At 69.2% G+C, this 21,555-nt stretch carries 20 protein-coding genes; 5 read left to right on the plus strand and 15 right to left on the minus strand.

From position 1 onward, the window contains the following. Positions 1-53: 53 nt before the first annotated feature. From FDA38_RS38920 to ffh, 8 genes are all read right to left on the minus strand, one after another. On the minus strand, positions 54-737 hold the full coding sequence (locus FDA38_RS38920) for a hypothetical protein (protein ID WP_137259215.1): 684 nt from the start codon (positions 735-737) through the stop codon (positions 54-56). A 26-nt stretch (positions 738-763) separates the two neighbouring features. Then, the gene (locus tag FDA38_RS38925) at positions 764-1,402 is read right to left on the minus strand and encodes a response regulator transcription factor (RefSeq protein ID WP_137259216.1); all 639 of its coding nucleotides are present in this window, start codon (positions 1,400-1,402) and stop codon (positions 764-766) included. Continuing rightward, positions 1,393-2,625: a sensor histidine kinase gene (locus tag FDA38_RS38930; protein WP_137259217.1), complete on the minus strand. Its 1,233-nt coding sequence runs from the start codon at positions 2,623-2,625 to the stop codon at positions 1,393-1,395. The genes FDA38_RS38925 and FDA38_RS38930 overlap by 10 nt, the downstream gene beginning before the upstream one ends. A 61-nt stretch (positions 2,626-2,686) precedes the next feature. Then, on the minus strand, positions 2,687-4,027 hold the full coding sequence (locus FDA38_RS38935; RefSeq protein ID WP_137259218.1) for a peptidoglycan recognition protein family protein: 1,341 nt from the start codon (positions 4,025-4,027) through the stop codon (positions 2,687-2,689). Between the two features lie 108 nt (positions 4,028-4,135). After that, positions 4,136-5,221 carry an amidohydrolase family protein gene (locus FDA38_RS38940; RefSeq protein WP_137259219.1) on the minus strand — a complete coding sequence of 362 codons (1,086 nt, stop codon included), beginning with the start codon at positions 5,219-5,221 and terminating at the stop codon, positions 4,136-4,138. A 24-nt stretch (positions 5,222-5,245) separates the two neighbouring features. Next, positions 5,246-6,427 carry a lytic transglycosylase domain-containing protein gene (locus FDA38_RS38945; RefSeq protein WP_233715237.1) on the minus strand — a complete coding sequence of 394 codons (1,182 nt, stop codon included), beginning with the start codon at positions 6,425-6,427 and terminating at the stop codon, positions 5,246-5,248. 226 nt (positions 6,428-6,653) lie between these two features. Further along, positions 6,654-7,997: a lytic transglycosylase domain-containing protein gene (locus tag FDA38_RS38950; protein WP_137259221.1), complete on the minus strand. Its 1,344-nt coding sequence runs from the start codon at positions 7,995-7,997 to the stop codon at positions 6,654-6,656. Positions 7,998-8,186: 189 nt separating this feature from the next. Continuing rightward, on the minus strand, positions 8,187-9,749 hold the full coding sequence (ffh, locus tag FDA38_RS38955; RefSeq protein ID WP_137259222.1) for a signal recognition particle protein: 1,563 nt from the start codon (positions 9,747-9,749) through the stop codon (positions 8,187-8,189). 107 nt (positions 9,750-9,856) lie between these two features. On the opposite strand from ffh, the gene FDA38_RS38960 reads away from it, so the two are divergent. From FDA38_RS38960 to FDA38_RS38970, 3 genes are all read left to right on the plus strand, one after another. Then, complete coding sequence (locus tag FDA38_RS38960) at positions 9,857-10,303, plus strand: hypothetical protein (RefSeq protein ID WP_137259223.1); 447 nt, start codon at positions 9,857-9,859, stop codon at positions 10,301-10,303. Further along, on the plus strand, positions 10,296-11,375 hold the full coding sequence (locus tag FDA38_RS38965; RefSeq protein ID WP_137259224.1) for a hypothetical protein: 1,080 nt from the start codon (positions 10,296-10,298) through the stop codon (positions 11,373-11,375). Before FDA38_RS38960 ends, FDA38_RS38965 begins: the two co-directional genes overlap by 8 nt. Positions 11,376-11,458: 83 nt before the next feature. After that, a complete protein-coding gene (locus tag FDA38_RS38970) occupies positions 11,459-12,340 on the plus strand; it encodes an arginase family protein (protein ID WP_233715187.1) in 882 nt (293 codons plus the stop codon). On the opposite strand, the gene FDA38_RS38975 is transcribed toward FDA38_RS38970, so the two are convergent. The 4 genes from FDA38_RS38975 to FDA38_RS38990 are packed head-to-tail and all read right to left on the minus strand — an operon-like array spanning position 12,333 to position 17,342. Continuing rightward, positions 12,333-13,385, minus strand: coding sequence for a DUF2332 domain-containing protein (locus tag FDA38_RS38975; protein ID WP_137259225.1), 1,053 nt, complete (start codon positions 13,383-13,385; stop codon positions 12,333-12,335). The genes FDA38_RS38970 and FDA38_RS38975 overlap by 8 nt on opposite strands. 10 nt (positions 13,386-13,395) lie before the next feature. After that, entirely contained in the window at positions 13,396-15,654 is a 2,259-nt protein-coding gene (locus FDA38_RS38980) for a [protein-PII] uridylyltransferase (RefSeq protein ID WP_137259226.1), read from the minus strand. Beyond that, the gene (locus tag FDA38_RS38985; RefSeq protein WP_130449218.1) at positions 15,655-15,993 is read right to left on the minus strand and encodes a P-II family nitrogen regulator; all 339 of its coding nucleotides are present in this window, start codon (positions 15,991-15,993) and stop codon (positions 15,655-15,657) included. Continuing rightward, a complete protein-coding gene (locus tag FDA38_RS38990) occupies positions 15,990-17,342 on the minus strand; it encodes an ammonium transporter (protein ID WP_170990015.1) in 1,353 nt (450 codons plus the stop codon). Before FDA38_RS38990 ends, FDA38_RS38985 begins: the two co-directional genes overlap by 4 nt. Before the next feature lie 264 nt (positions 17,343-17,606). On the opposite strand from FDA38_RS38990, the gene FDA38_RS38995 reads away from it, so the two are divergent. Beyond that, positions 17,607-18,284 (plus strand): TetR/AcrR family transcriptional regulator, encoded by a 678-nt coding sequence (locus tag FDA38_RS38995; RefSeq protein ID WP_137259227.1) that lies wholly within the window; start codon positions 17,607-17,609, stop codon positions 18,282-18,284. Here the strand turns inward: FDA38_RS38995 and FDA38_RS39000 are convergent. From FDA38_RS39000 to FDA38_RS39010, 3 genes are read right to left on the minus strand one after another with little or no spacing between them, the layout of a single operon-like run. Further along, on the minus strand, positions 18,213-19,463 hold the full coding sequence (locus tag FDA38_RS39000) for a hypothetical protein (RefSeq protein ID WP_137259228.1): 1,251 nt from the start codon (positions 19,461-19,463) through the stop codon (positions 18,213-18,215). The two genes, FDA38_RS38995 and FDA38_RS39000, sit on opposite strands and share 72 nt — an antisense overlap. Continuing rightward, complete coding sequence (locus FDA38_RS39005) at positions 19,460-19,903, minus strand: sigma factor-like helix-turn-helix DNA-binding protein (RefSeq protein WP_137259229.1); 444 nt, start codon at positions 19,901-19,903, stop codon at positions 19,460-19,462. Before FDA38_RS39005 ends, FDA38_RS39000 begins: the two co-directional genes overlap by 4 nt. Positions 19,904-19,933: 30 nt before the next feature. After that, positions 19,934-20,893, minus strand: a complete 960-nt coding sequence (locus FDA38_RS39010; protein ID WP_137259230.1) for an NAD(P)/FAD-dependent oxidoreductase — start codon at positions 20,891-20,893, stop codon at positions 19,934-19,936. Between the two features lie 76 nt (positions 20,894-20,969). Between FDA38_RS39010 and FDA38_RS39015 the strand changes: the two genes are divergently transcribed. After that, complete coding sequence (locus FDA38_RS39015; protein ID WP_137259231.1) at positions 20,970-21,545, plus strand: helix-turn-helix domain-containing protein; 576 nt, start codon at positions 20,970-20,972, stop codon at positions 21,543-21,545. The last annotated feature ends 10 nt before the right edge of the window (positions 21,546-21,555 follow it).

The raw sequence follows: 21,555 nt of genomic DNA on the forward strand, positions 1-21,555 counted from the left end.
GATCGAGAGTGGCGTACTGCGGACGGCCCGTCAAGGGCGAATGACCGACGTTGTCAGCTGCCGAGGGCCTGGAGGGTGGGCTGCTCACGCTGGACGACGACGGTGCGCGCCTTGGCGAGAGCGGTCTTGATGACGGCCGGCTCGGGTGACCTGGTCCAGTTCGACCACAGCACGACGAGCAGCTGGTTCCCGACGGGCACGGCGTACGAGTCGCCGCCCTGGCCGGTGCCGTGGGCCGAGATCGCCATCGAGCCGGCCGGCAGTTTCGCGCTCGTCGGCGCCGGCTGTACGCCGATCCGGTTCGGGCAGATCGTGCTCAAGGTCCGGAGGTCCTTCAGCGCAGCCTGTACGCCGCCCTGCTGATAGACGATCCGCTCCTCGGACACGAACTCCGACGGACCCGCACTCCACACCAGCTGTCGCCTGGCCATCCGCAGCTTCTCGCTGGTCAGGCCGGCGGCGGTCGGCCCGCACAGGGCGGCAACGGTCGGCGAGTTCAGGCTGGTGATCGGCGCGCCCAAGGGCTGCATCCCCGGTACGTCCTTGACCCCGAGGCCGCCGGTCGCGAGCGCAGCGGCCGCTCGTGTGTCGTTCAACGGCGTCGGCGTTGGTGTTGCCGACGAGGCAACTACCGGCGACGCGACTGCACCGTCCTTCTTCGACCCACCGCACGCCGCGACACCGGCGACGACGCCTGCTACGGCCAGTGCGACAACAACCGCTTTCCGCATTTTCACGAGCGTGAACATACCGACGCGAGGGTTCAGAGCCCGAGGTAGGCGAGCACGGCGAGGACGCGGCGGTGACCGGAGTCGGTCGGCGGTAGGTCGAGCTTGAGGAAGACGTTGCCGACGTGTTTGTGGACAGCGCCTTCGGAGATGACCAGCTTCGCCCCGATCGCCGCGTTGCCGAGGCCTTCGGCCATCAGTGCGAGTACTTCGCGTTCGCGCGGCGTGAGCCGGTCGAGCGGGCTGCTCCGCTTGACCATGAGCTGGCTGACCACCTCCGGGTCGAGCACGGTCCCGCCGGCCGCAACCCGGCGTACTGCTTCGAGGAACTCGTCGACGCGGGAGACCCGGTCCTTCAGCAGGTAGCCGACGCCTTCGCTGCCGGCGGCGAGCAGCTCGGCGGCGTACACCTCCTCGACGTACTGCGAGAACACCAGCACCGGCAGCCCTGGCCGGACCCGCCTGGCCTCGATCGCGGCACGCAGGCCCTCGTCGGTGAAGGTGGGTGGCAGTCGTACGTCGACCACAGCGATGTCCACCTGGTGCTCGGCGATCGCCTTGGCGAACTCGTCCGCGTCGGTGGCGATCGCGGCGACCTCGAAGCCGGAGTTGTTCAGCAGCAGGCTCAGGCCCTCGGCGAGGATCGGGTTGTCCTCGAGGATGATCACCCGCACGGAAGGATCACCTCGACGGTGGTCGGCCCACCGATCGGGCTCTGCAGCTCCATGTGACCGTCGATCGCCTGCACGCGGTGGAGCATGCCATGCAGCCCACTCCCCCGGCCCAGCAGGTCGGACTGGTCGCTGATCCGCGCTCCGCCGATCCCGTCGTCCATGACGGACAGGTAGAGCTCCGAGCCACGCCGTTCGAGCTGTACGTCGACGTGTCCGGCCGCACTGTGCTTGGTGATGTTGGTGAGGGACTCCGCGACCACGAAGTACGCAGCGGCCTCTACTGCGGCTGGGACCTCGCCCAGCTCGCCGATGCGGAGCTGGACCGGCAGTGGGCACCGGGCGGCGAGTGCGGAGACCGCTCCGACCAGACCGCGATCAGCAAGGATCGGCGGGTACATGGTCCGCAGTACGCCGCGTAGCTCCGTCATGGCCTGCTCTGCGCCGTCACGCGCGTCGTCGAGCAGTTTGGCGGCCTTCTCCGGGTCCTCGGCCATGGTCTGCTTCGCGATACCGATCCGCATCGCCAGTGACACCAGCTGCGCCTGTGTCCCGTCGTGCAGGTCCCGCTCGATCCGCCGCAGCTCGGCGCCATGTGAGTCGACAGCGCCTGCCCGGCTCTTCGTGAGCTCTTCAACCCGCTGCGACAGCCTGGCAGTCTCCAGCTGGTCCTGGCTGGGTGCCAGCAGCTTGAGTGCCGCTTTAGCGTGGCCGCGGGCCAGGGCCGGTGCAACCCAGACCAGGAGGCCCAGACTGACCAGCACCTGCAGCGGCCCTAGAGTGAGGGCCTCGAACCAGCTGTTGACGTCGAGGCCCATCAGGCTGAAGTTGCCCGGGGAAAGCCACCACAGCAACGTGCCGAGCACCGCCGACGGCACACCCATGATCGCGGCCACTGCGACGATCAGCTCCGGGATCATCACCACCGGCATCAGCAGACAGCGCAGGCTGCGCTTGAACGACTTGTCCCGGAACAACGTGACGACGTCGCCCGGCTGCCGCGGTGTTGCGGGCGGCAGCGGCGCGCCCGCGGGTACGCCGAGGTACTTGGCGGCCCTGCGGCGCTCACTGTTGGCCAGCTTCACCAGTGCGCCGGTGAACGGCGTGATCAACCAGCCGAGGAGCACACCGTTCGGCACTGCCAGCAACAGCAGGAGCGCCCGTAGGTAGCGAACTGCCAGGTAGGTACATGCCCGTCCGCCCCGAGCCAGGATCTTGTTGACCATGACTCATATCCTCCGGGACGGCCGGGCACGTGTCGGTACAGCAGGCTCTACCTTCTGCCGTCTAGCAGTCCGGAACACCCGGGAGCTTGGCGTTCGGATCGTCGATGTAGATGTTGGTCATGTAGCCGCCCTGGTCGCGGAGCTTGGACCACCAGTTGTTGGTGTAGCCGTTCGCGGTCACGGTGTCGCCCTGGGTCTGGCACTCGACGAAGACCTGCGTCGGGCCGGGCAGCGTGGTCACGACCGAGTCGGCCAGATGCGGCCCGGAGCGGACGTTGACGCCGTTGCCATAAGTGGTGAAGTTGTACTGCGGCGGGTTCGGGTCGCCGCCGTTCACCAGCTGCATGTAGTAGTCCCAGTTCCAGTTCGGTCCCGGGTCGGTGTGGTCGTTGCCGGGCATCTCGCTGTGGCCCTTGATGTGGTTGCGGTCCTTCGGGATGCCACGGCGGTCGGCGATGTTGGCGGTCAGTGCGGCCGACGACCGGTACATCGCGTCGGTGAACCACGACGGCTGGTCGATGAACCCCTCGTGCTCGATGCCGATCGCGAACGGGTTCGCGCTGCGGGCGTGCCAGGCGGTGTCCTTCTCGGCGACCATCTGGGTGATCTGGCCGTCGCTGGACCGGACCACGTAGTGCGCGCTGACCTGGGCCGCCGGGTCCTTGAACCAGCTGATCGTGCCGGCGTACGACCCCTGCGTCACGTGGATCACGATCGTAGTGATCGCCTGGGTGCGGCCGACCGCGTAGTTGCAGGTGCAGGCCGGGTTCCAGATCGCGCCCGGGTAGTCGGCGGCCTGGACCGCTGAGGCGGACTTCGTGCCGAGCGGCGAGACCTTCGCGTAGGCGCCGAGGTCCGGCGTGACCTGCTTCGGCTCGGTCGAGACGCCCGCCGTGCTGACACCGCGGGCGATCACCCGATAGACCTCGTCGGTGTACAGGCGCGCGGTCGGGCCGTCGGCGGAGTGCGAGTACTTCGCGATCACGGAGTACCACTTGCCGAGGTCGGAGCGGTCCTTCAGACCGGCCTGGTCGGCGTACGAGTCGAGGACCGCGGCGGCGCCGAGGATGTTCGACGGGTCGTCCTTGGTCAGCTTCGCGACCGGCAGCCCGGTCAGTTTGCTTGCCTCGGACATCGTTGTGTTGGTGTTGTTGCTGGCCAGGTGCATGACGCCGTAGCCGTTCGCCTGGCTGGGCGCGCCGTCGTGGCCGTCGAGGTGCGTCTCGGCGAACCCGACGCTGACGAGCACCTCACGAGGTACGTCGTACTTCGCGGCAGCGGCCTGGAACGCGGCCGCCAGGTCCGGTTGGCCGGTGGGCTGGGGTGGTTGGGCTGCGTGGCTCGGGAGGGCTGTCAGCGCGAGTGCTCCGACAGCAAGCAGAATCGTGGCGGTCTTCCGCATGGGCGGCGGTCCTTCCTGTTCGGTCCGCCGAGGGGCGTCGGCGGTCCCGGAAGTCACGCTAAGGGAAGATCTTCCGTCCGATCCAGTGTTTGGGTGAATTTTTTCCCGTCACCGCCGGAACATCACCTGACCACGGAGCGCGATCAATCGCGGATGCGTGAGTACGGCGGGGTTCGCGCGCGGGTCATCGTCGTACACGACCAGATCGGCCGGGTCGCCGGGCTGCAGCTCGCTCGGCGCACCGAGCCAGGCGCGGGCGGCCCACGATCCCGCGGCCAGCGCCTGCTCCCCCGACAGGCCGATCCCGGTCAGCGCCTGGATCTCCTGGGCGACGAGGCCGTGCCCGAGGACACCGCCCGCGTCGGTCCCCGCATAGACCGGTACGCCGGCATCGAACGCGTCCCGCAGCCGGTGCAGGCGACGGTCGTACAGGTCGCGCATGTGCGCCGAGTAGACCGGGAACTTCGCGGCGGCCTGTTCGGCGTACTCGGGAAAGTTCTCGAGCTGGATCAGCGTGGGGACGACCGCGACGCCGTGGTCGGCCATCTGGGCGAGCATGTCCGGCTCGAGGCCGGTGCCGTGCTCGATGCAGTCGATGCCGGCGGCAAGCAGATCGGGCAGGGCGTGCTCGCCGAAGACGTGTGCGGTGACGCGGGCGCCGAGCTCGTGCGCACGGGCGATCGCCGTCGTCAGCGCGTCGGCCGGCCAGCACGGGGTCAGGTCGCCGGCCTCGCGGTCGATCCAGTCGCCGACCAGCTTGACCCAGCCGTCACCACGACGGGCCTCCTGCTCGACGTACGCGACGAGTTCTTCCGGCTCGATCTCCCAGCCGTAGTTGCGGATGTAGCGCTTGGAGCGGGCGATGTGGCGGCCGGCGCGGATGATCTTCGGCAGGTCGTCGCGGTCGTCGATCCAGCGGGTGTCGGCGGCCGAACCGGCGTCCCGGACCAGCAGCGCGCCGGCATCGCGGTCGACGATCGCCTGCCGCTCCTGGACTTCCGCGTCGACGGCGCCGTGCTGGTCGAGGCCGATGTGGCAGTGCGCGTCGACCAGGCCAGGCACGATCCAGCCGCCGGTATGCACGGTCGTCACATCACCAGCGGTGGGCCGGTCGACGACCAGCCCACCGCTGAGATGGAGCTCCTGCTGCTCACCGGCCGGCAACACCGTGCCGACGAGCTTGAGTACGGTCATGGATCCGACCGTATCGGGGACCTCTCAGCCGTGCGAGCCGCCGCCTGGCGTACAGGTCGGGGTGGTGGGTTCGTTGCCGGCGCACGGCGTCCCGGTCGGAGTCTGCGTCGGGGTGTCCGTCGGCGTCTGGGTCGGAGTCTGCGTCGGCGTCTCCGTGGGCGTCTTGGTCGGAGTCTTCGTCGGCGTCTTGGTGGGGGTCTTGGTCGGCGTCGACGTCGGCCGATGCGTCGGCGTCTCCGTCGGGGTGTCGATCGGCTTGGGCACGGTCGGCTTGTCCCACACCGTCGACGGCGGCGTCGACGGCAGGACCGGCGGCGGCACGGTCGCGGTCGGTGTCGCGGTGGTCGTCTTCGTGTCGTCCGGGACGTCGGGGACCTGCCGCGGGTCGACCTTGCGGTCGGCGTTGCCGGTCCACTTCGCGGCGGCGATGTTGCCGGTCGCGTTCGGGATCAGGACCGCGTTCTTGCTGTAGACCCGCATCCACTTCAGCACGGTGGCGACGAAGTCCTTCGAGTGCTGGTAGCGCAGCAGGGCCTCGACCAGGTCCCGCGGCTGCTTCAGGTCGTCACCCTCGGAGCAGAGCACGACGGCGACAGTAGTGACCGCGTCGTACACGTTGTTGGGGTTGCGGAAGCCGTCGCCGTTGCCATCGGCCCCGAACTCGTCCCACACCTGCGGGATGATCTGCATCGGGCCGACCGCACGGTCGTACGTCGCGTCGGCGTCGAACTTGCCCTTGTCGGAGTCCATGATCCGGCCGTTGCCGTGCCGGCCGTTCAGCACCGGGCCGAGGATCCGGCCGCGGGTGGTGCCGGCCACGTCGACGCGGCCGCCGCTGGCGTGGTCGGACTCGACCTTGCCGACGCCGGCGAGCAGCGGCCAGGTGAGCCCGCAGTTCGGCCGGACGACCGCGAGGTTGGCGGTGGCGCGGCGGTAGGCGGGGAACACCCCGCGCGGAATGCCGTTCACTGCTCCCGGCCGGCCGGGACGGACGACCGATCGGCCGTCGGTGGCCCCCTGCACGGGGACGTCGGCGCGGGCGGGTTGGTCGGATCCGAGCCGGCCGTCCACTCCCGGACGCTGCGGCACGATCATCGTCAGCTCGTCGAACTCACCACTGTTCAGCCCGGCTCCAGGCGATGGGGCGACCGGGTTGGTACCAGCGAGCTGGCCGGTGGCACCGGCCCCGCCCGAAGCAACTGTCACGATGGCCCCGACCAGGAGCGGGGCCGTGCACAGTGAAGCGATGATTAATTTGACCCGACGGTTACCACTACGGGTTAGGCGCATAGCCCCTTCAACGAACCATGCGCCACAAAGTTACATCAAGACGACGCAAAGTTACGGGCCACAGAAACCCCTCGGAAAACCGGCACCGAGGTAACGAACGCGGCTACCTGACGGCGCGTCGGGAGTGAGCGTACAGCTCGCCTCAGCTGCCCGCCTTCGGGGCATCGCTGGGAGTGGCCGCCGCCGTCTTCGTCGGGTCGGACTCCGTACCCGTCGAGTTGCACGGGCTCGGCGTCGGCGTGGGCGTCGGCGTGACGGTCTCGCTCGGCGACGGGGTCGGCGTGTCCGAAGGCGTCGGGGTCGGCGTACAGGTCGGGTCGCCCGGCGTGGTCGGCGGAGTCGTCGGCGGTGTCGTCGGAGGCGTGCTGGGCGGCGGAGTGTACGGCGGCTTGGTCGGTGAGGTCGACGTCGTACCCGGGCCGTTGGTCGGCCGGGCGACGGTCGGCTTCGTCGAGCTCGGACGGCTGCTGGTCGGCCGGGACGTGGTCGGGACGACCGTCGGCTGCGTGGTCGTAGGCGCTGTGGTCGGCACGGTGGTCGGGACCGTCGTCGGCGGCGGCGTGGTGGGCGGCGGCGTGGTCGCCGTACGCTCCTCGCCGTCGCCGTTGTTGCCGCCGTCACCCGGGGTGTCGATCGTGCCCGGCTTGTCCGGCACGGTCACGGTGTCGTGGCTGTAGGACTGCATCCACCGCAGCACGGTCGACACGTAGTCCATCGAGTGGTTGTAGCGCAGCACCGCCTGGACCAGGCCCGCCGGGTCGGCCAGGTTCGCGCCGCCGGAGCAGAGGTAGTCACCCGTCGCCCGGGCCGCGTCGAAGACGTTGTGCGGATCCTTGATCCCGTCGCCGTTGCCGTCCGCGCCGAACGCCCGCCACGTGCCGGGGATGAACTGCATCGGGCCGACGGCGCGGTCCCAGGTCGTGTTCCCGTCGTACACGCCCTGGTCGGTGTCGGCGATCGCCGCCATCCCGGGGCTGCCGTCGAGGACCGGGCCGAGGATCTTGCCGCGGGTGTTGCCGTTCGCGTCGACCTTGCCGCCGCTGGCGTGGCCGGACTCGACCTTGCCGATACCGGCGAGCAGCGGCCAGGTCAGGTGGCAGCCGGGCATCGAGAGCGCGAGATCCCTGGCCGCCTTCTGGTACGCCGCGAGCACCGTGCCCGGAATGCCTGAAGTGTCGCCGACCGCACCGGGGATCGGCTGCACCGTGCCGTCGGTCGTCCCGGTGACCGGGACCCCGATCGTGGACTTCTCCTGCGTCGGCAGGCTGCCGTCGACACCGGGATGGGCGGGCACCTTGTTGGCCAGGTCGTCGAACACCGCGTCCTGGCGCGGAGCGGCCAGCGCGTGCGCGTCGACGATGAACGTGTTCGAGGTGACGCCGCCGACGACGAACACGGCGACCATGGCAGTCGGAGGCGCCAAGCAGGTGCATGCGGCGGACAACTTGCCCCGCCACGTGTCCAGGTTCTTGAACTGCTGCCTCATCCGAACCGTCCTCGACGCATTCCGCAGGTGGTGTGTCTCTCGGGCGTAGGCACGATCTTAGCCGCCACGGGGTCGTGATCAACCGGTCACAGTGCGCCGCTGCGCACGGTTAAGGGTTTTCCGGCGGGCGTGTGCAGCCTGTGGTCGCCGAAAGTTCACACTGCGGACACTGCCCTTTCGGGAAGCGGGTCAGTTGCCGCCGAGCATCTTCTTCAGGTCGTCGGGCAGCTCGAAGTCGCCGGCGTCCTGACCGCCGCCGAACGCGGCCGGGAGCTGACCCGGCTGCGGCGCCTGCGGCTGGGGGTTGCCCTGGTTCGCCCGCTTGGCGGGGTTGCCGGAGCCGCGCTTCTTGCCCTTCTTCGCCTGCTGCTTGGCCTTCCGCGCCCCGCCGGCGCCCGCACCGGGCATCCCCGGCATACCGGGCATCCCCGGGATCCCCTTGCCGGACGCCATCGCGGACATCATCTTGCGGGCCTCGAAGAACCGCTCGACCAGACCGCTGACGGTGGCGACCTCGGTGCCGGAACCCTTGGCGATCCGGGCCCGGCGGGAGCCGTTGATGATGTTCGGATCGTTACGCTCGGCCGGCGTCATCGAGTGGATGACCGCCTCGATCCGGTCGATCTCGCGCTCGTCGAAGTTCTCCAGCTGGTCCTTGAACTGGTTCGCACCGGGCAGCATGCCGAAGATCTTCGTCAGCGGGCCCATCTTGCGCACCGACTGCATCTGGGCGAGGAAGTCGTCCAGGGTGAAGTCCTTGCCGCCCTTCTTCTGCAGCTTGGCGGCGGTCTTGGCCGCCTCCTCCGCGTCGAAGGAGCGCTCGGCCTGCTCGATCAGGCTCATCACGTCGCCCATACCGAGGATGCGCGACGCCATCCGGTCGGGGTGGAAGACGTCGAAGTCCTCGAGCTTCTCGCCGTTGCTGGCGAACATCACCTGGCGGCCGGTGACCTGCGCGATCGACAGCGCGGCACCACCCCGGGCATCACCGTCGAGCTTGGACAGCACGACGCCGTCGAAGCCGACACCGTCGAGGAAGGCCTGCGCGGTGGTGACCGCGTCCTGGCCGATCATCGCGTCGACGACGAACAGGATCTCGTCCGGGCTGACCGCGTCGCGGATGTCCGCAGCCTGCTTCATCAGCTCCTCGTCGACACCCAGCCGGCCGGCGGTGTCGACGATGACGACGCTGTACTGCTTGGACCGCGCCTCGTCCATCGCCTTGCGGGCCACGTCCACCGGGTCGCCGACGCCGTTGCCGGGCTCGGGCGCGAACACCGGGACGCCGGCGCGCTCTCCGACCACCTGCAGCTGGGTCACCGCGTTCGGCCGCTGGAGGTCGGCGGCGACCAGCATCGGGGTCTGGTGCTGGGTCTCCCGCAGCCACTTGGCGAGCTTGCCGGCCAGGGTGGTCTTACCGGCACCTTGCAGACCGGCGAGCATGATCACCGTCGGCGGCCGCTTCGCCATCCGCAGCTCGCGGGTCTCGCCGCCGAGGATCTTGACCAGTTCCTCGTTGACGATCTTGATCACCTGCTGCGCCGGGTTCAGCCCGCCGCGCACGTCGGCCCCGCTGGCGCGTTCCCGCACCGCCGCGATGAACTCCCGCACCACCGGCAGCGCGACATCGGCCTCCAGCAACGCGATCCGGATCTCCCGGGTGGTCGCGTCGATATCGGCGTCGGTCAGCTTGCCCTTGCCCCGCAGATTCTTGAACGCGGTGGAGAGCCGATCGGAAAGCGTGTCGAACACGAGAAACAGTCCGTTTCGTCGAAGCGATGAACTCCCCGAGTCTACCGGCCCGGCAACCTGTGGATAACTCCGGCAGCGCGCGCCCCTTTCTCGCTACCGTGATCGCCATGCCCCTCGACATCCCAGCCTTCAACGACGCCTTCGGCAGAGCCCGCGACCGGGTGCGCGGCGGACAAGCCGCAGACATCCCCGCGGAGCAGGAGAAGCTGCGAGCCCTGGTACCAACCGACGCCTCGGAACACGACCAGACCTGGACCGCCCGCCTGATAGCCCGTCTGGCTGAGCCGCCCGCTCCGCCTCGTCAGTGGAGCGAGCTGTTCTACGAGGCGGACCGCATCCACGCGGCCGCATACCCGCCGAGGGGAAGCACCGAGGAGAAGATCGCGATGCTGGCGGACGCGCGACGACGGATCTGGGAAATCGCCGATCGCGCGTCGGAGGACGAGGCAGACGACATCCGAGCGATGACCGAGGACCTCCAGTCCATGGAGGGCTGGATCCGGAATCCACAGTTCCCGCTGACCGACACCCCGTTCCCCACCTCCGATGCCTGAGACCGCCGAGCGCGTTCCCGAGGATTCGGCGACCTACCGCGAGTTCACCCGGCTGTACGACCTGGCGCGGCAGCTCCGGCCGACCGTCGCCGATCGGTGGAACCGCGAGCTGTACGCGACAAGCGGGCGCGGCGGCTTCGACCAAGACACGGGTGCGATCGGGATCCACAAACTGCTGCTGCGTGAGGGGCTGACGAGGGATCCAGCAGCCAACCCTCGGCGCCAGGCGCGTGCGTTGGACGCGGTTCTGCACCGGGCCACGCAGGCGGGTATGGAGCTGGAGGCACCAGGAGCGGTCAATGCGATCCGGACGACGCAGTCACGAGGGCTGCACGACGGTGTGGCGGCCGTCCGCGCTGCCGACGACTTCGAGGCGTTCACCGAGTTGGCGGGCTACGAGGGCTTGTCCTTGGACGGTCAGCAATTCAGCGGTGCGTATGCCGCGGCGAACGGGTTGATCGAGCAGGCGTCGGGGCCGCGTGTGGATCGGCGGGAGTTGATCGGGCGGCTCAGTCAGGGGCCGGCGGTGATGCATTTTGATCAGTTGGCGGAAGCTGTCGTGCGGAATCGGTTGCAGGAGGTGGCGCCGGCGGAGGGGCGTGATCGGGAGGCCGTTCGGCGGGAGTTGATTGGGACGATGTTGCATCCGCGGTGGGATTCGTTGGCTCAGCGGTCGCCGGAGGCTGGGCGGCAGGTGGCTGAGGAGATCGGGCGGGCGCTGAACTCGAAGGTTGAGGAGCTTCGGCGGACGCATCCGTGGGCGGATCGGGAGGGTACGGCGGACGGGGTTCGGCAGCAGGGTGTGGAGCAGGCCGGTCGTCAGCCAGGCAACAGGGCTGAGCAGCCGGGACGGCCGCCCGAACAGAGGAACGGGGATCTGGCGGCGGCTCGGTTTCTGAGTGGGGTGGCGCCGGCTGCGGGGGCTGCGGGGCAGGGGTCGGCGCTCGGGGATGGGTCGCGGGCGGCGGCTGCTCAGGCCGCGGGGGCGGCGCGGGGTGCGGCGCGGGGTGCGGCGGTGCGGCGCGATGGTTCGGTGCCGGGTGGACCGCGGGGGTCTGGTGGGCGCGGGTAGGTGGTGATTGCTGATTGACAGGTGGGAGTTGGGGCGTCGAGGATCTAACCGATTGATTGGCTTTCACCGGTTAGGAGCTTGGTGTGCGGGTTGTGGTGGATGGGCCTTCCAACCTGGGGTTGCGGCCGCCGGCGGAGGGGACGGTGCCGGGGTGTTACAAGTTGGCCGGCGCGCTGCGGGACAACGGGTTCGTGGGGCGGATCGGGGCGGAGGACGGTGGGTGTGTGACGCCGCCGCGGTACGACCGTGGGGACTGGAAGCCGGGCGACGGGGTGTTCAACGCGCAGGCGATGGCGCAGTACACGGTGAAGCTGGCGGATCGGGTGGCTGGGTTCGTCGAGCAGGGGAAGTTCGTTGTGCTGCTAGGCGGTGAGTGCAGCAACCTGCTCGGGCCCGCGTTGGGCTTGAAGCGGCTGGGCCGGTACGGCGTGGTGTACCTGGACGGGCACTCGGACTTCCGGACCGTCGACAACGCGCCGTACGTCGGGGCCGCGGGTGGTGAGGCGCTGGCGCTGGTCACCGGACGCGGGCAGGCGGATCTGACCGACCTCGGAGGGCTCACGCCGTACACGCGAGACACCGACGCGGTGCTGCTCGGGATCCGCGAGGACGACGAGTACGCGGCCGACGCGGTGAAGGCCGGGATCCCGGTGTGGCCGGCGTCGAAGATCGCCGAGGACGCGACCGCCGCGGCCGACGGCACGCTCGAGCATCTCGGGCGGGACGAGCTGGACGGCTTCTGGGTGCACCTGGACGTCGACATCCTCGACGCCGAGATCATGCCCGCGGTCGACAGCCCGGACCCGGGCGGGATCGACCACGGCCAGCTCCAAGCACTCCTCCAACCACTGCTCGCCTCACCGAAGTGCGTGGGGATCAACATCGGCATCTTCGACCCCGACCTCGACCCGGACGGCACCTACGCGGCCGAGCTCACCGACACCCTGGTCGCGGCGCTCAGCTGACGTCCCAGACGAGCGCCTGGCCGTGCGGCCCGAGCGTACCGAGCGTGCGCAGGCTGCCATCGGGCCACGTCCGGAGGTCGACGCGGTACTCCCAGCCCTCGGCGCCGCGTTCGTGACTGATCGTTGCGTGCGGCTCGAGGCTCAGATGAGCCAGCGGTGCGGACTCGGTGGCCTGCGCGCCGAGCTCTTCCAGCCGGGCTTCGATCGCGGCCCGATCCGGCCGCCGGAGGTACTGCCACATGATCGAGTGCCACACGACCGTCACATGCCCCTCGGAGAGCTCCAGTGCGCGCAGGAACGAGACGGCGTCCTCGGGGCGTACGTCGGCCGGCACCTGCCGCGCCACTTCGACCGCTCCGCGCAAACGGGTCAAGCGGTCAGCCTGGTCCGGCCACACGTACGACGCCAGCGTGCGCGCCCCCTCCTCGGTCAGGGGGTTCACCGGCGCGATGTCGCACCCGACCCGTTCCGCGATCCGCACCTCGGCGGACGGCAACTCCCCGACCCAGGCCGGATCGAACACCACCGGACTGTCCGCCGGCCCGTACGACGCCCCGTCACCGACGTAGCGGAAGTGGTCCGCGCGCAGGTTCAGTCCGGCCGACGCACCGATCTCGAACAACCGCACCGGTAGCGGCACTGTCTGAGCCAGTTGCAGGAGACCGCCGTACAGGGCCACCGACCGGTTGACCTCGTTCGTCTGTGGCGGCTGGGTCAGCAGCGACCGCACCTCCCCCACCCGCGACTGCAACACCTGCTCGAACGCCTCCCAGCCGAGCACCGGGTCCCACGCACCGCCGGCGCTCGGGTAGAACGCCGCGAGCTCAGGCACCGTCCCCGACAGCACCAGACCGTGTACGGCGCCCAGCAACCGCAGGCCGATCGCCTCACCGAACGAGCGGTCCTCGTACCCCTCAAGCACTTCGACCGACACACCGCCGACCTCGTAGTCGTCGACGAGCAGACGGAGCAGCTCGGCGTACATCGGGGACCCGAGGTCCTCGCAGGCGGCGGCTTGGCGCTGTAAAGCCTCTACGACATGCACAGCGCTGAGACTAGAACGTCAGGCGATCGAGGACAGACTTTGCTGTCGTTCGCGCGTCCTCTGCTTCGAGTGGAGCGCCGTGTTCGTCGGTGAGGTAGAAGACGTCCACACACTCGGCACCGAGCGTGCTGACGTGGGCGGAACGGATGTCCGCACCAGTGGCCGCGATGGCCGCGGTGACGTCGTACAGCAGCCCTGGACGGTCATGTGCGCGCACCTGCAGGACCGTCGCAGTCTCGGACGCCTCGGGCAGCAGGTCCACCCTGCTGGCGACACGTGCTGTAGACGAGTCCCGCGCAGCCAACCGGCGGACGACGTCGCTCGAGTCCCGAAGCGCGACAGCGAGCCTGTCCCGCAACCGCACCGGATCGGGCGCGGAGCCCGCCACGGTCCACTGCGAGATGCCAAGCCCTTCAACCGACGTGATGACCGCGGACCGCACTGCCAGCCGCTCCACCGCGAGTACGGCGGCAACCGTCGACAGCGTGCCCACCTGGTCGGGTACGGCGACGTTGATGCGCAGATCGCCATGGTGGTCGGACACCGTCAGGCCAAGCCGCCCCACTCCAACCACCTGGTGCAGCACCGGCACCGGAACAGGAGGTGCCTCGGTCCACATGCTCTCGCCGCCACCGGACAGCTCCCCGCGCACGCGGCGGCACAGCTCACCCACCAGCCGCATCCGCCACGGCGACGACGCAGCCGGTCCGGCAGCCCGCGCATCGGCGTACGTCAACGCTTCCAGCAGGTCCAGGGTCTCGGTACTGCGGACGATGCCGGCGACCATGTCCACGGTCATCGGGTCGTCCAGATCACGCCGGGTCGCGACCTGAGCGAGCATCAGGTGCTGCCGGACCAGCAGGGCGATGGTGTCCGAGTCCGCATCGTTGAAGCCGATGCGGCGAGCCAGACGAGCCGCGATAGCCGCACCGGTGACGCTGTGGTCGCCGTCGAGCGCCTTGCCGAGGTCGTGAAGCAGTGCAGAAACCAGCAACAGGTCAGGTCGCCGTACGTCGCGGACCATCGCCGACGCCTCGACACACGTCTCCAGCAGATGCCGGTCGACGGTGAACCGGTGGATCGCCGACTGCGGCGGCCGGAACCGCACCGAGTCCCACTCGGGCAGGATGCGCGAGATGTACCCGGCCTGGTCCAAGGCCTCCCACACTTCAAGCAGTCCGCTGCCAGCACCGAGCAGAGCGCATAGCAACCGCCGCGCCTCCCCCGGCCACGGCACCGGCAAGTCAGCAGCCGACGCAGCCAGCCGAGCACACACAGCCGGCGACAGAACAAGCTGACGATCCGCAGCGACCGCAGCAGCGCGCAGACCGAGCACCGGGTCCCGCTCCGGTCGCGCATCCGGCATCAGCACGACCTCGCCCTCGTGCTGCCCGACTCCTTCGTCCAGCGCGAGCAACAGCGGCCCACCGGACCGCTGCCGGCGCCGGGAACGCGGTGGCTTGGTCATCAAGCTCTCGACCCGTCGCCAGGACACATCACACACATGCGCCAGCGTCCGGCCCGTCGCGTACACGTGCCGCAGCAGCTCGTCCCGACCCGACAGACCGAGCCCGGCAGCCACCTCACCCGCCAGATCAGCCACCAACCGGTCCGTCGCCCGACCAGCCACCTCATGCAGTACGTCGCGGACCTCGAGCAGATCGCGCCGCGCCCGCTCCAGCACCGGGTGCGGTACGTCGACCAGCCAGGACGCCACCAACGCACGCAGTACGACGGCATCCCGCAAACCGCCGTACGCCTCCTTGAGGTCGGGCTCTGCGAGATGCGCGAGCTCTCCGACCGTGGACGCCCGGTCACGGCACGCCTGCGCCAGTCCGGGCAGCCTGGAACGCGCAGTACGACGCCAGTCCGCCATCAGCACGGACCGCAGCTGCAGCGTGAGATGTGAGTCGCCGGCGACGTGGCGCGCGTCCAGCAGACCGAGCGCGACCCGGTCGTCCGCCGCTGCCGCCTCACGCGCTTCGGCCAGTGTGCGGACGCTGTGGTCCAGCTTGGTCCGCGAGTCCCAGAGCGGATACCAGATCTGTGCGGCCAGCTCGTCCACCCGTGGGTACCCCTCGACGTGCACGAGCATCACGTCGAGATCGCTGTACGGCGACAGCTCCTCCCGGCCGTAGCCGCCGACCGCGACCAGCGCGACGCCCTCGGTAGGTACACCGAGGGCGTCACAGGCCTTGGAGAGGAGCAGGTACAGCAGCGCGTCGGCCTCCTCGGCACGGACGCGCCGCTGTTCTGCTCGATCAACCATCTACAGTGCGTCTCCGTCCAGTTCGCCCGTGCGAACCCGGACGATCGTGTCGACCGGGGTGACCCACACCTTGCCATCACCGATCTTGCCGGTCTGCGCCGCCTTGACGATCACGTCGACCACGTCGGCGCTGTCACCGTCCTCGACGACGACCTCGAGCCGGACCTTCGGGACCAGGTCCACCTCGTACTCGGCGCCACGGTAGACCTCGGTGTGGCCCTTCTGCCGGCCGTAGCCGCTCGCCTCGGTGACCGTCATACCGGTGACGCCGAACGTCTCCAGCGCGGCCCGGACGTCGTCCAGCTTGTGCGGCTTGACCACCGCGGTGACCAGCTTCATGCCTTGACACCTTCCTTCTCCGAGGCCTCAGTGGTGCCATTCTCGGTCTCCGCGACCGCCGGCGCCGGGCGGGCCGACAGCGCGCCGCGCAGACCGGACGAACCGAGGTAGTCGTACGCCGTCTCCGCGTGCTCGACCTGGTCGACACCGGTGACCTCGTCGTCCTCCTTGAGCCGGAAGCCGATCGTCTTGTCGATCACCTTGCCCAGGATGAAGGCGACGGTGAAGGAGTACAGGCCGACGACCACGTTGGCGACCGCCTGCCGGCCGAGCTGGGTGGCGCCGCCGCCGTAGAACAGGCCGTCCACGGCCGACGGGGCCGCCGCCGTACCGAGCAGGCCGATCGCCAGCGAGCCGAACAGACCGCCGACGAAGTGCACGCCGACCACGTCGAGCGAGTCGTCGAAGCCCAGCTTGTACTTCAGCGACACCGCGAAGCAGCAGATCGCACCGGCCGCCAGGCCGAGGATGAGAGCACCGATCGGCGAGACCGCGCCACAGGACGGGGTGATCGCGACCAGACCGGCGACCGCACCGGACGCGAGTCCGAGCGTGGTGGCCTTACCGTGCACGATCCGCTCGACGATCAGCCAGCCGATCACGGCCGCGGCGGTGGCGGCCTGGGTGTTCACGAACGTGACCGCGGCGGTGGTGCCGGCGCTCAGCGCGGAGCCCGCGTTGAACCCGAACCAGCCGAACCACAGCAGACCGGCGCCGAGCAGGACCAGCGGCAGGCTGTGCGGCCGCATCGGGTCCTTCTTCCAGCCGACGCGCTTGCCGAGCACGATCGCCAGGGCGAGCGCGGCGGCGCCGGCGTTCAGGTGGACCGCCGTACCGCCGGCGAAGTCGACCGCCTTCAGCTTGTCGCCGATCCAGCCGCCGTTGCCGTCGTCCAGGAACCAGACCGAGTGCGCGACCGGGAAGTACACCAGCAGCGTCCAGCCGACGACGAACGCGATCCAGCCACGGAACGTGGCCCGGTCCGCGATGGCGCCGGAGATCAGCGCCGGGGTGATGATCGCGAACATCAGCTGGAAGGCGACGAAAGCGAGCGTGGGCGTCGTCCCGCTCACCGCCTCCGGTGCGAGCAGGCCCTTGAGGCCCACCTCCGAGAAGTCGCCGATCACGTGCCCGGTGTCACCGGCGAACGTCAGCGAGTAGCCGACCACCACCCAGAGGATGGTGACGACGGCGATGGTGACGAAACTCATCATCATCATGTTCAGCACGCTCTTCATGCGCACCATGCCGCCGTAGAAGAAAGCCAGGCCCGGTGTCATCAGCATCACCAGGGCGGCACTGGCCAAGACCCAGGCGGTATCGCCGGCGTTGATCTCCATCAACGTCATCCCTTCCATCGATACAGGGGGTGGCCGACGTCCTCAGTCGGGAGAACTCCACAACGCCGGGGAGCCCGCGCCCAGCCACACCGCAAACGGTGTCGGCGCGCCGTTTCAGCCGATCGGTCCGTTTGTTTCAGGCATGTGACAAAGCGGGCTCCCAGGTGACATCGAGGTGACATGACTCACCGGAGGCCAACTTGTGGCACTCTGGCCTGGACCACACGGGACCGCAGCCGCGCCACTGCACCCGTCTTAGCTGGGGACGTAGAAATGGAGCCGATCTACGGGGTGAGGCCGCGCCGCGGCAGACCACGGGACCCGGAGGCGGAGCCGAGGATCCGCCGGTACGCCGTTCAGCTGCTGCTGGAGCGGGGATTCGACGGAATGACGGTTGACGACGTTGCCGAGGCCGCGGGGGTCGGCAAGGCGACGATCTATCGCAGATGGGCCAGCAAGGAACTGCTCGCCAACGACGCAATGGCCGACTTGTTCGACATGGAGATACCGGATGCGGATACCGGCTCGATCGCCGGCGACCTGCTGGAGGTCTACCGGACCGCACTGGCCTTCGCCAACAGTGAAAGGGGACTCGCACTGATCCGCCTCGCGGTCGCCGAGGCGAACCGCGACCCGCGGTCCGCGCAGATCTACCGGGACGTCCTGGACCGGCGGATCGAGCTGACCGAGGCCGCACTGGACCGGGCCAGAGCCCGGGGAGAACAGATCCGCGGCACCGCGGACTCTGTCCTGATGGTGGAGTGGATGGCCGGTGTGTTCGTCGTCCGGGCGCTGACCGGGCGAGCGATGCCACCGCCGGAGGACGCCGAGCGCCTGGCCGACGTCACCCTGCGGGCCATCCTGGACGGTTGGAGCGGCTCATGGCCGCAGACCGGGCCCGAGCGCCAGCTCGCCGACCGCGAGTTCGGTGACGCGCCGGACCCGTCCTGAGTAGAGGTCCCAGGCCAAGACCCAGCCTCGGACCTTTACCAGCAGGTTCTGCTCGTCGTACCAGCCCAGTACTGCGCAACAGCCGGGCTGGCGTACCTCGGCGAGGTCGGCCGCTCTCGGTGTCCGGCCCGAACCCATGAACGGCTCACCCAGCATCAGCAACCGGCTGGGCAGCGACCGGAACGTGGAGATGACCGCAACGCCCTGTGGCTGTGAGACCAGCGTCGGGACCTGCGGCAGCTTGTTGGCGATGAACAGCCTTGCCACACCGCCGTCCGACGAGAACGTCTGACCCACCCACGACTGGACCGGCAGTGTGAACGTGCTGTCCTCCACCCACTGACCGCTGATCATGTAGCGCTCCACGTGGCCGGTCTCGAGCCGGAACGGCGCAGTGACCGCATCCGGGTCGTTCGAGCCCGCGATGCGCGCGACCTGCCGCTCGCCGTCGCCGCCCTCCCCGATGAGCACCCGGTACGCGACACCCGGGCCGCTGACGAGGACGCGCTGCGCATCGTCGAGCCAGGACACGCTGCGGTAGTCACCGGCCGGCAAGGGGTACTGCGAGATCTCGGCCGTCGAAGCGTCGACGGTGACGAGTTGACCGGGCTGCGGGAAGGCAACGACCTTGCCGTCCGGTGACACCGCACCGGGGCTCAACGGCTGTCGGCCGTCGACCGCGACCAGTCCGACCGCTGCCTGCGACCAGGACGAGTCGCGGCCGAGCAGCAGCGGCACGTACGTATCGCCGTTCTTCGCGAGCAGGACGGCGGCGACGCGGTCGAGCTTGTGCTTCGCCAGCGAATGGACCTTGCCGGGGAACTCGAGGCGATCACCGAGCGGAGTCTCGAGCCGGTCGAGGAACTTCTCACTGCCAGGCGGCGGCGCCAGCCAGAAGTCGATGCCGGAGATCTGACCGGACGGTTCGACCGCGTCGGGCGCGGCAGTGTTGGTCAGTCTGTCCGGTGGGACGATGTCCGCGTTGCCGCCCGAGCCCACCTCGATCGTGATCGACACGACGAGCAGAGCGACCAGTACGACCAGGAAGCTGATCAGCACGGCGCGCCGCCGACGACGCCGTACCTTCAGGCCGGCTGCCCAGGCCGCGTCGGCCAGGTCGGGCTCCGGCAACTGGTCGGCTGCCTGGAACAGCAGCGGCGGGACGTCTTCGCGCCTCATTGGGCATCACGCCAGTCCCCCGCGCCCAGCGCCGCACGGAACCTGCCGAAAGCGGTCAGGCCGTGCGCGTGGACGGCGGTGTGGGACATCCCGAGCAGATCGGCCACCTCGAACTCGGTGAGCTCCTCGACGTGCAGCAGCACGAACACTGTGCGCTGCGTGGGTGTCAGCTCCCCCAGTGCGGCCTTCACCTGGTCGTCCTCGTCCGGGAACGCCGGCGCGCGGTTCCACGGCTTCAGCGCCGGCAGGTACAGCACCCGCTGGACGAACAGATCCGGGTCGTCCACTCTGGCCCACTGCATCGACAGCTGCGTGAACGCGCGCAACAGCGCCTTCTCGGCTCGTTCAAGGTCGCCGTACACCAGGTACGCCGTACGGAGCCATCTGCCTTGCCGTGCATCCACGAACGAGGCGAAATCCGGGTCGACCGTGTCGCGCATCCACCCTCCCGCCCCTATTCAACTCCTCAACTACTCCGCGCGGCCAGAGCCGGCTCGTGATCGCGCCAGACGGGTCTCTTCCGTGATCAGATCGAAGTTGATCCCGGCGCCCGCCATCAGGCCGGCCGCGGCGGACGGCATCACCTGTGCCATCGGATTGGTGACGTTGCCTGCCGCGAACACACCAGGCACCTCCGTCGCACCCATGGCGTCCACCTGGACCGCAGTACCGATCTCGATGCCGTTGTTCTCGATCAGCGTCGGCACCAGCCCCAGGTCGGCCAGGAAGCCCGCCCGGGCACGCACAGTGGTCTGGATCGCCAGTGCCTGCCGCGGAATGACCTTGCCGCCCTCCAGCCGCACTCCGGTGATGCGGTCGTCGGATACCTCGATCTGCTCGACCTTTCCTTGTACTACGGAGATGCCGCGCGCAGCCAGCTCCTCCCACTGCTCGTCGGTCGGCTCCGGCGCCGTGTGCAGGAACAGCGTCACGTCATCACTTAACTGCCGGAACAACTGCACCTGGTGCAGCGCCATCGGGCTGGTGGCCAGTACGCCGATCGCCTGGTCCCGCACCTCCCAGCCGTGGCAGTACGGGCAGTGGATCACGTCCTTGCCCCACCGCTCGGCCAGTCCGGGTACGTCGGGCAGCACATCGGTGAGCCCGGTCGTCACCAGCAGCCGCCTGCTCCGGTACGTCGTACCGTCGGCCAGTTCGACCGTGAAGCCGTCTTCGTCGCGGCGGGCGGTTGTCACGGTGCCTTCGGCGACCTCACCGCCGTACCCGACGACCTCGTCGCGGCCGAGCGCGTAGATCTCGCCCGGCGGCGTGCCGTCGCGGGTCAGGAAGTTGTGCACGCCCTCCGCGGGCGCGTTACGCGGCGTACCGTCGTCGACCACCAGCACCGAGCGGCGGGACCGGACCAGGGCCAACGCTCCACTCAGCCCGGCGGCGCCGCCACCGATCACGATCACGTCGTACTTCGTCATGTCTCGGACTCCTCTGCTCAGGGTGTGATCCGAGGATGCGTGGTGATTTTCATTTTCGACAAGTAATGTTGCCGGTATGGCAAACGATGACGATGTGCTCGAGTCGGTCGGGCCCCGGCTGCGGACGCTGCGGGTCGAGCGCGGGACGACGCTGGCCCAGCTGTCCGAGTCGACCGGCATCTCGGTCAGCACGCTGTCCCGGCTGGAGTCCGGTCAGCGGCGGCCGACGCTGGAGCTGCTGCTGCCGCTCGCCCGCGCGCACCAGGTCCAGCTGGACGAACTGGTCGACGCGCCGCCGACGGGCGACCCGCGGATCTACGCGAAGCCGATCAAGCGCCACGGCACGGTGCACATCCCGCTGAGCCGGCGTCCGGGCGGGCTGCAGGCGTTCAAGCAGATCCTGCCGGAGGGCTATCCGGGCAACGACGTGACACAGAAGACCCACGAGGGCTACGACTGGCTGTATGTGCTGTCCGGGCAGGTCCGGCTGAAGCTCGGCGACCAGGACTTCGTGCTGAAGGAGGGCGAGGTGGCCGAGTTCGACTGCCGGGTGCCGCACTGGTTCGCCAATCCCGGTCCTGGACCGACCGAGGTGCTATGTCTTTACGGCCCGCAAGGGGAGCGGATGCACGTCAGAGCCCGCACCACATGACAGGAGACTC

It is taken from the genome of Kribbella jiaozuonensis (assembly GCF_005233875.1).
In the GTDB taxonomy this organism is placed as follows: Bacteria; Actinomycetota; Actinomycetes; order Propionibacteriales; family Kribbellaceae; genus Kribbella; species Kribbella jiaozuonensis.

Excerpts from the sequence above, each read along its gene's own strand:
- FDA38_RS38990 (WP_170990015.1), bottom strand. The coding sequence starts at position 17,342 with ATGACGTTGATGGAGATCAACGCCGGCGATACCGCCTGGGTCTTGGCC.
- FDA38_RS38965 (WP_137259224.1), top strand. The coding sequence starts at position 10,296 with ATGCCTGAGACCGCCGAGCGCGTTCCCGAGGATTCGGCGACCTACCGC.
- FDA38_RS38995 (WP_137259227.1), top strand. The coding sequence starts at position 17,607 with ATGGAGCCGATCTACGGGGTGAGGCCGCGCCGCGGCAGACCACGGGAC.
- FDA38_RS38935 (WP_137259218.1), bottom strand. The coding sequence starts at position 4,027 with ATGCGGAAGACCGCCACGATTCTGCTTGCTGTCGGAGCACTCGCGCTG.
- FDA38_RS38930 (WP_137259217.1), bottom strand. The coding sequence starts at position 2,625 with ATGGTCAACAAGATCCTGGCTCGGGGCGGACGGGCATGTACCTACCTG.
- FDA38_RS39000 (WP_137259228.1), bottom strand. The coding sequence starts at position 19,463 with ATGAGGCGCGAAGACGTCCCGCCGCTGCTGTTCCAGGCAGCCGACCAG.
- FDA38_RS39015 (WP_137259231.1), top strand. The coding sequence starts at position 20,970 with ATGGCAAACGATGACGATGTGCTCGAGTCGGTCGGGCCCCGGCTGCGG.
- FDA38_RS38960 (WP_137259223.1), top strand. The coding sequence starts at position 9,857 with ATGCCCCTCGACATCCCAGCCTTCAACGACGCCTTCGGCAGAGCCCGC.
- FDA38_RS39010 (WP_137259230.1), bottom strand. The coding sequence starts at position 20,893 with ATGACGAAGTACGACGTGATCGTGATCGGTGGCGGCGCCGCCGGGCTG.
- FDA38_RS38980 (WP_137259226.1), bottom strand. The coding sequence starts at position 15,654 with ATGGTTGATCGAGCAGAACAGCGGCGCGTCCGTGCCGAGGAGGCCGAC.
- FDA38_RS38950 (WP_137259221.1), bottom strand. The coding sequence starts at position 7,997 with ATGAGGCAGCAGTTCAAGAACCTGGACACGTGGCGGGGCAAGTTGTCC.
- FDA38_RS39005 (WP_137259229.1), bottom strand. The coding sequence starts at position 19,903 with ATGCGCGACACGGTCGACCCGGATTTCGCCTCGTTCGTGGATGCACGG.
- FDA38_RS38940 (WP_137259219.1), bottom strand. The coding sequence starts at position 5,221 with ATGACCGTACTCAAGCTCGTCGGCACGGTGTTGCCGGCCGGTGAGCAG.
- FDA38_RS38985 (WP_130449218.1), bottom strand. The coding sequence starts at position 15,993 with ATGAAGCTGGTCACCGCGGTGGTCAAGCCGCACAAGCTGGACGACGTC.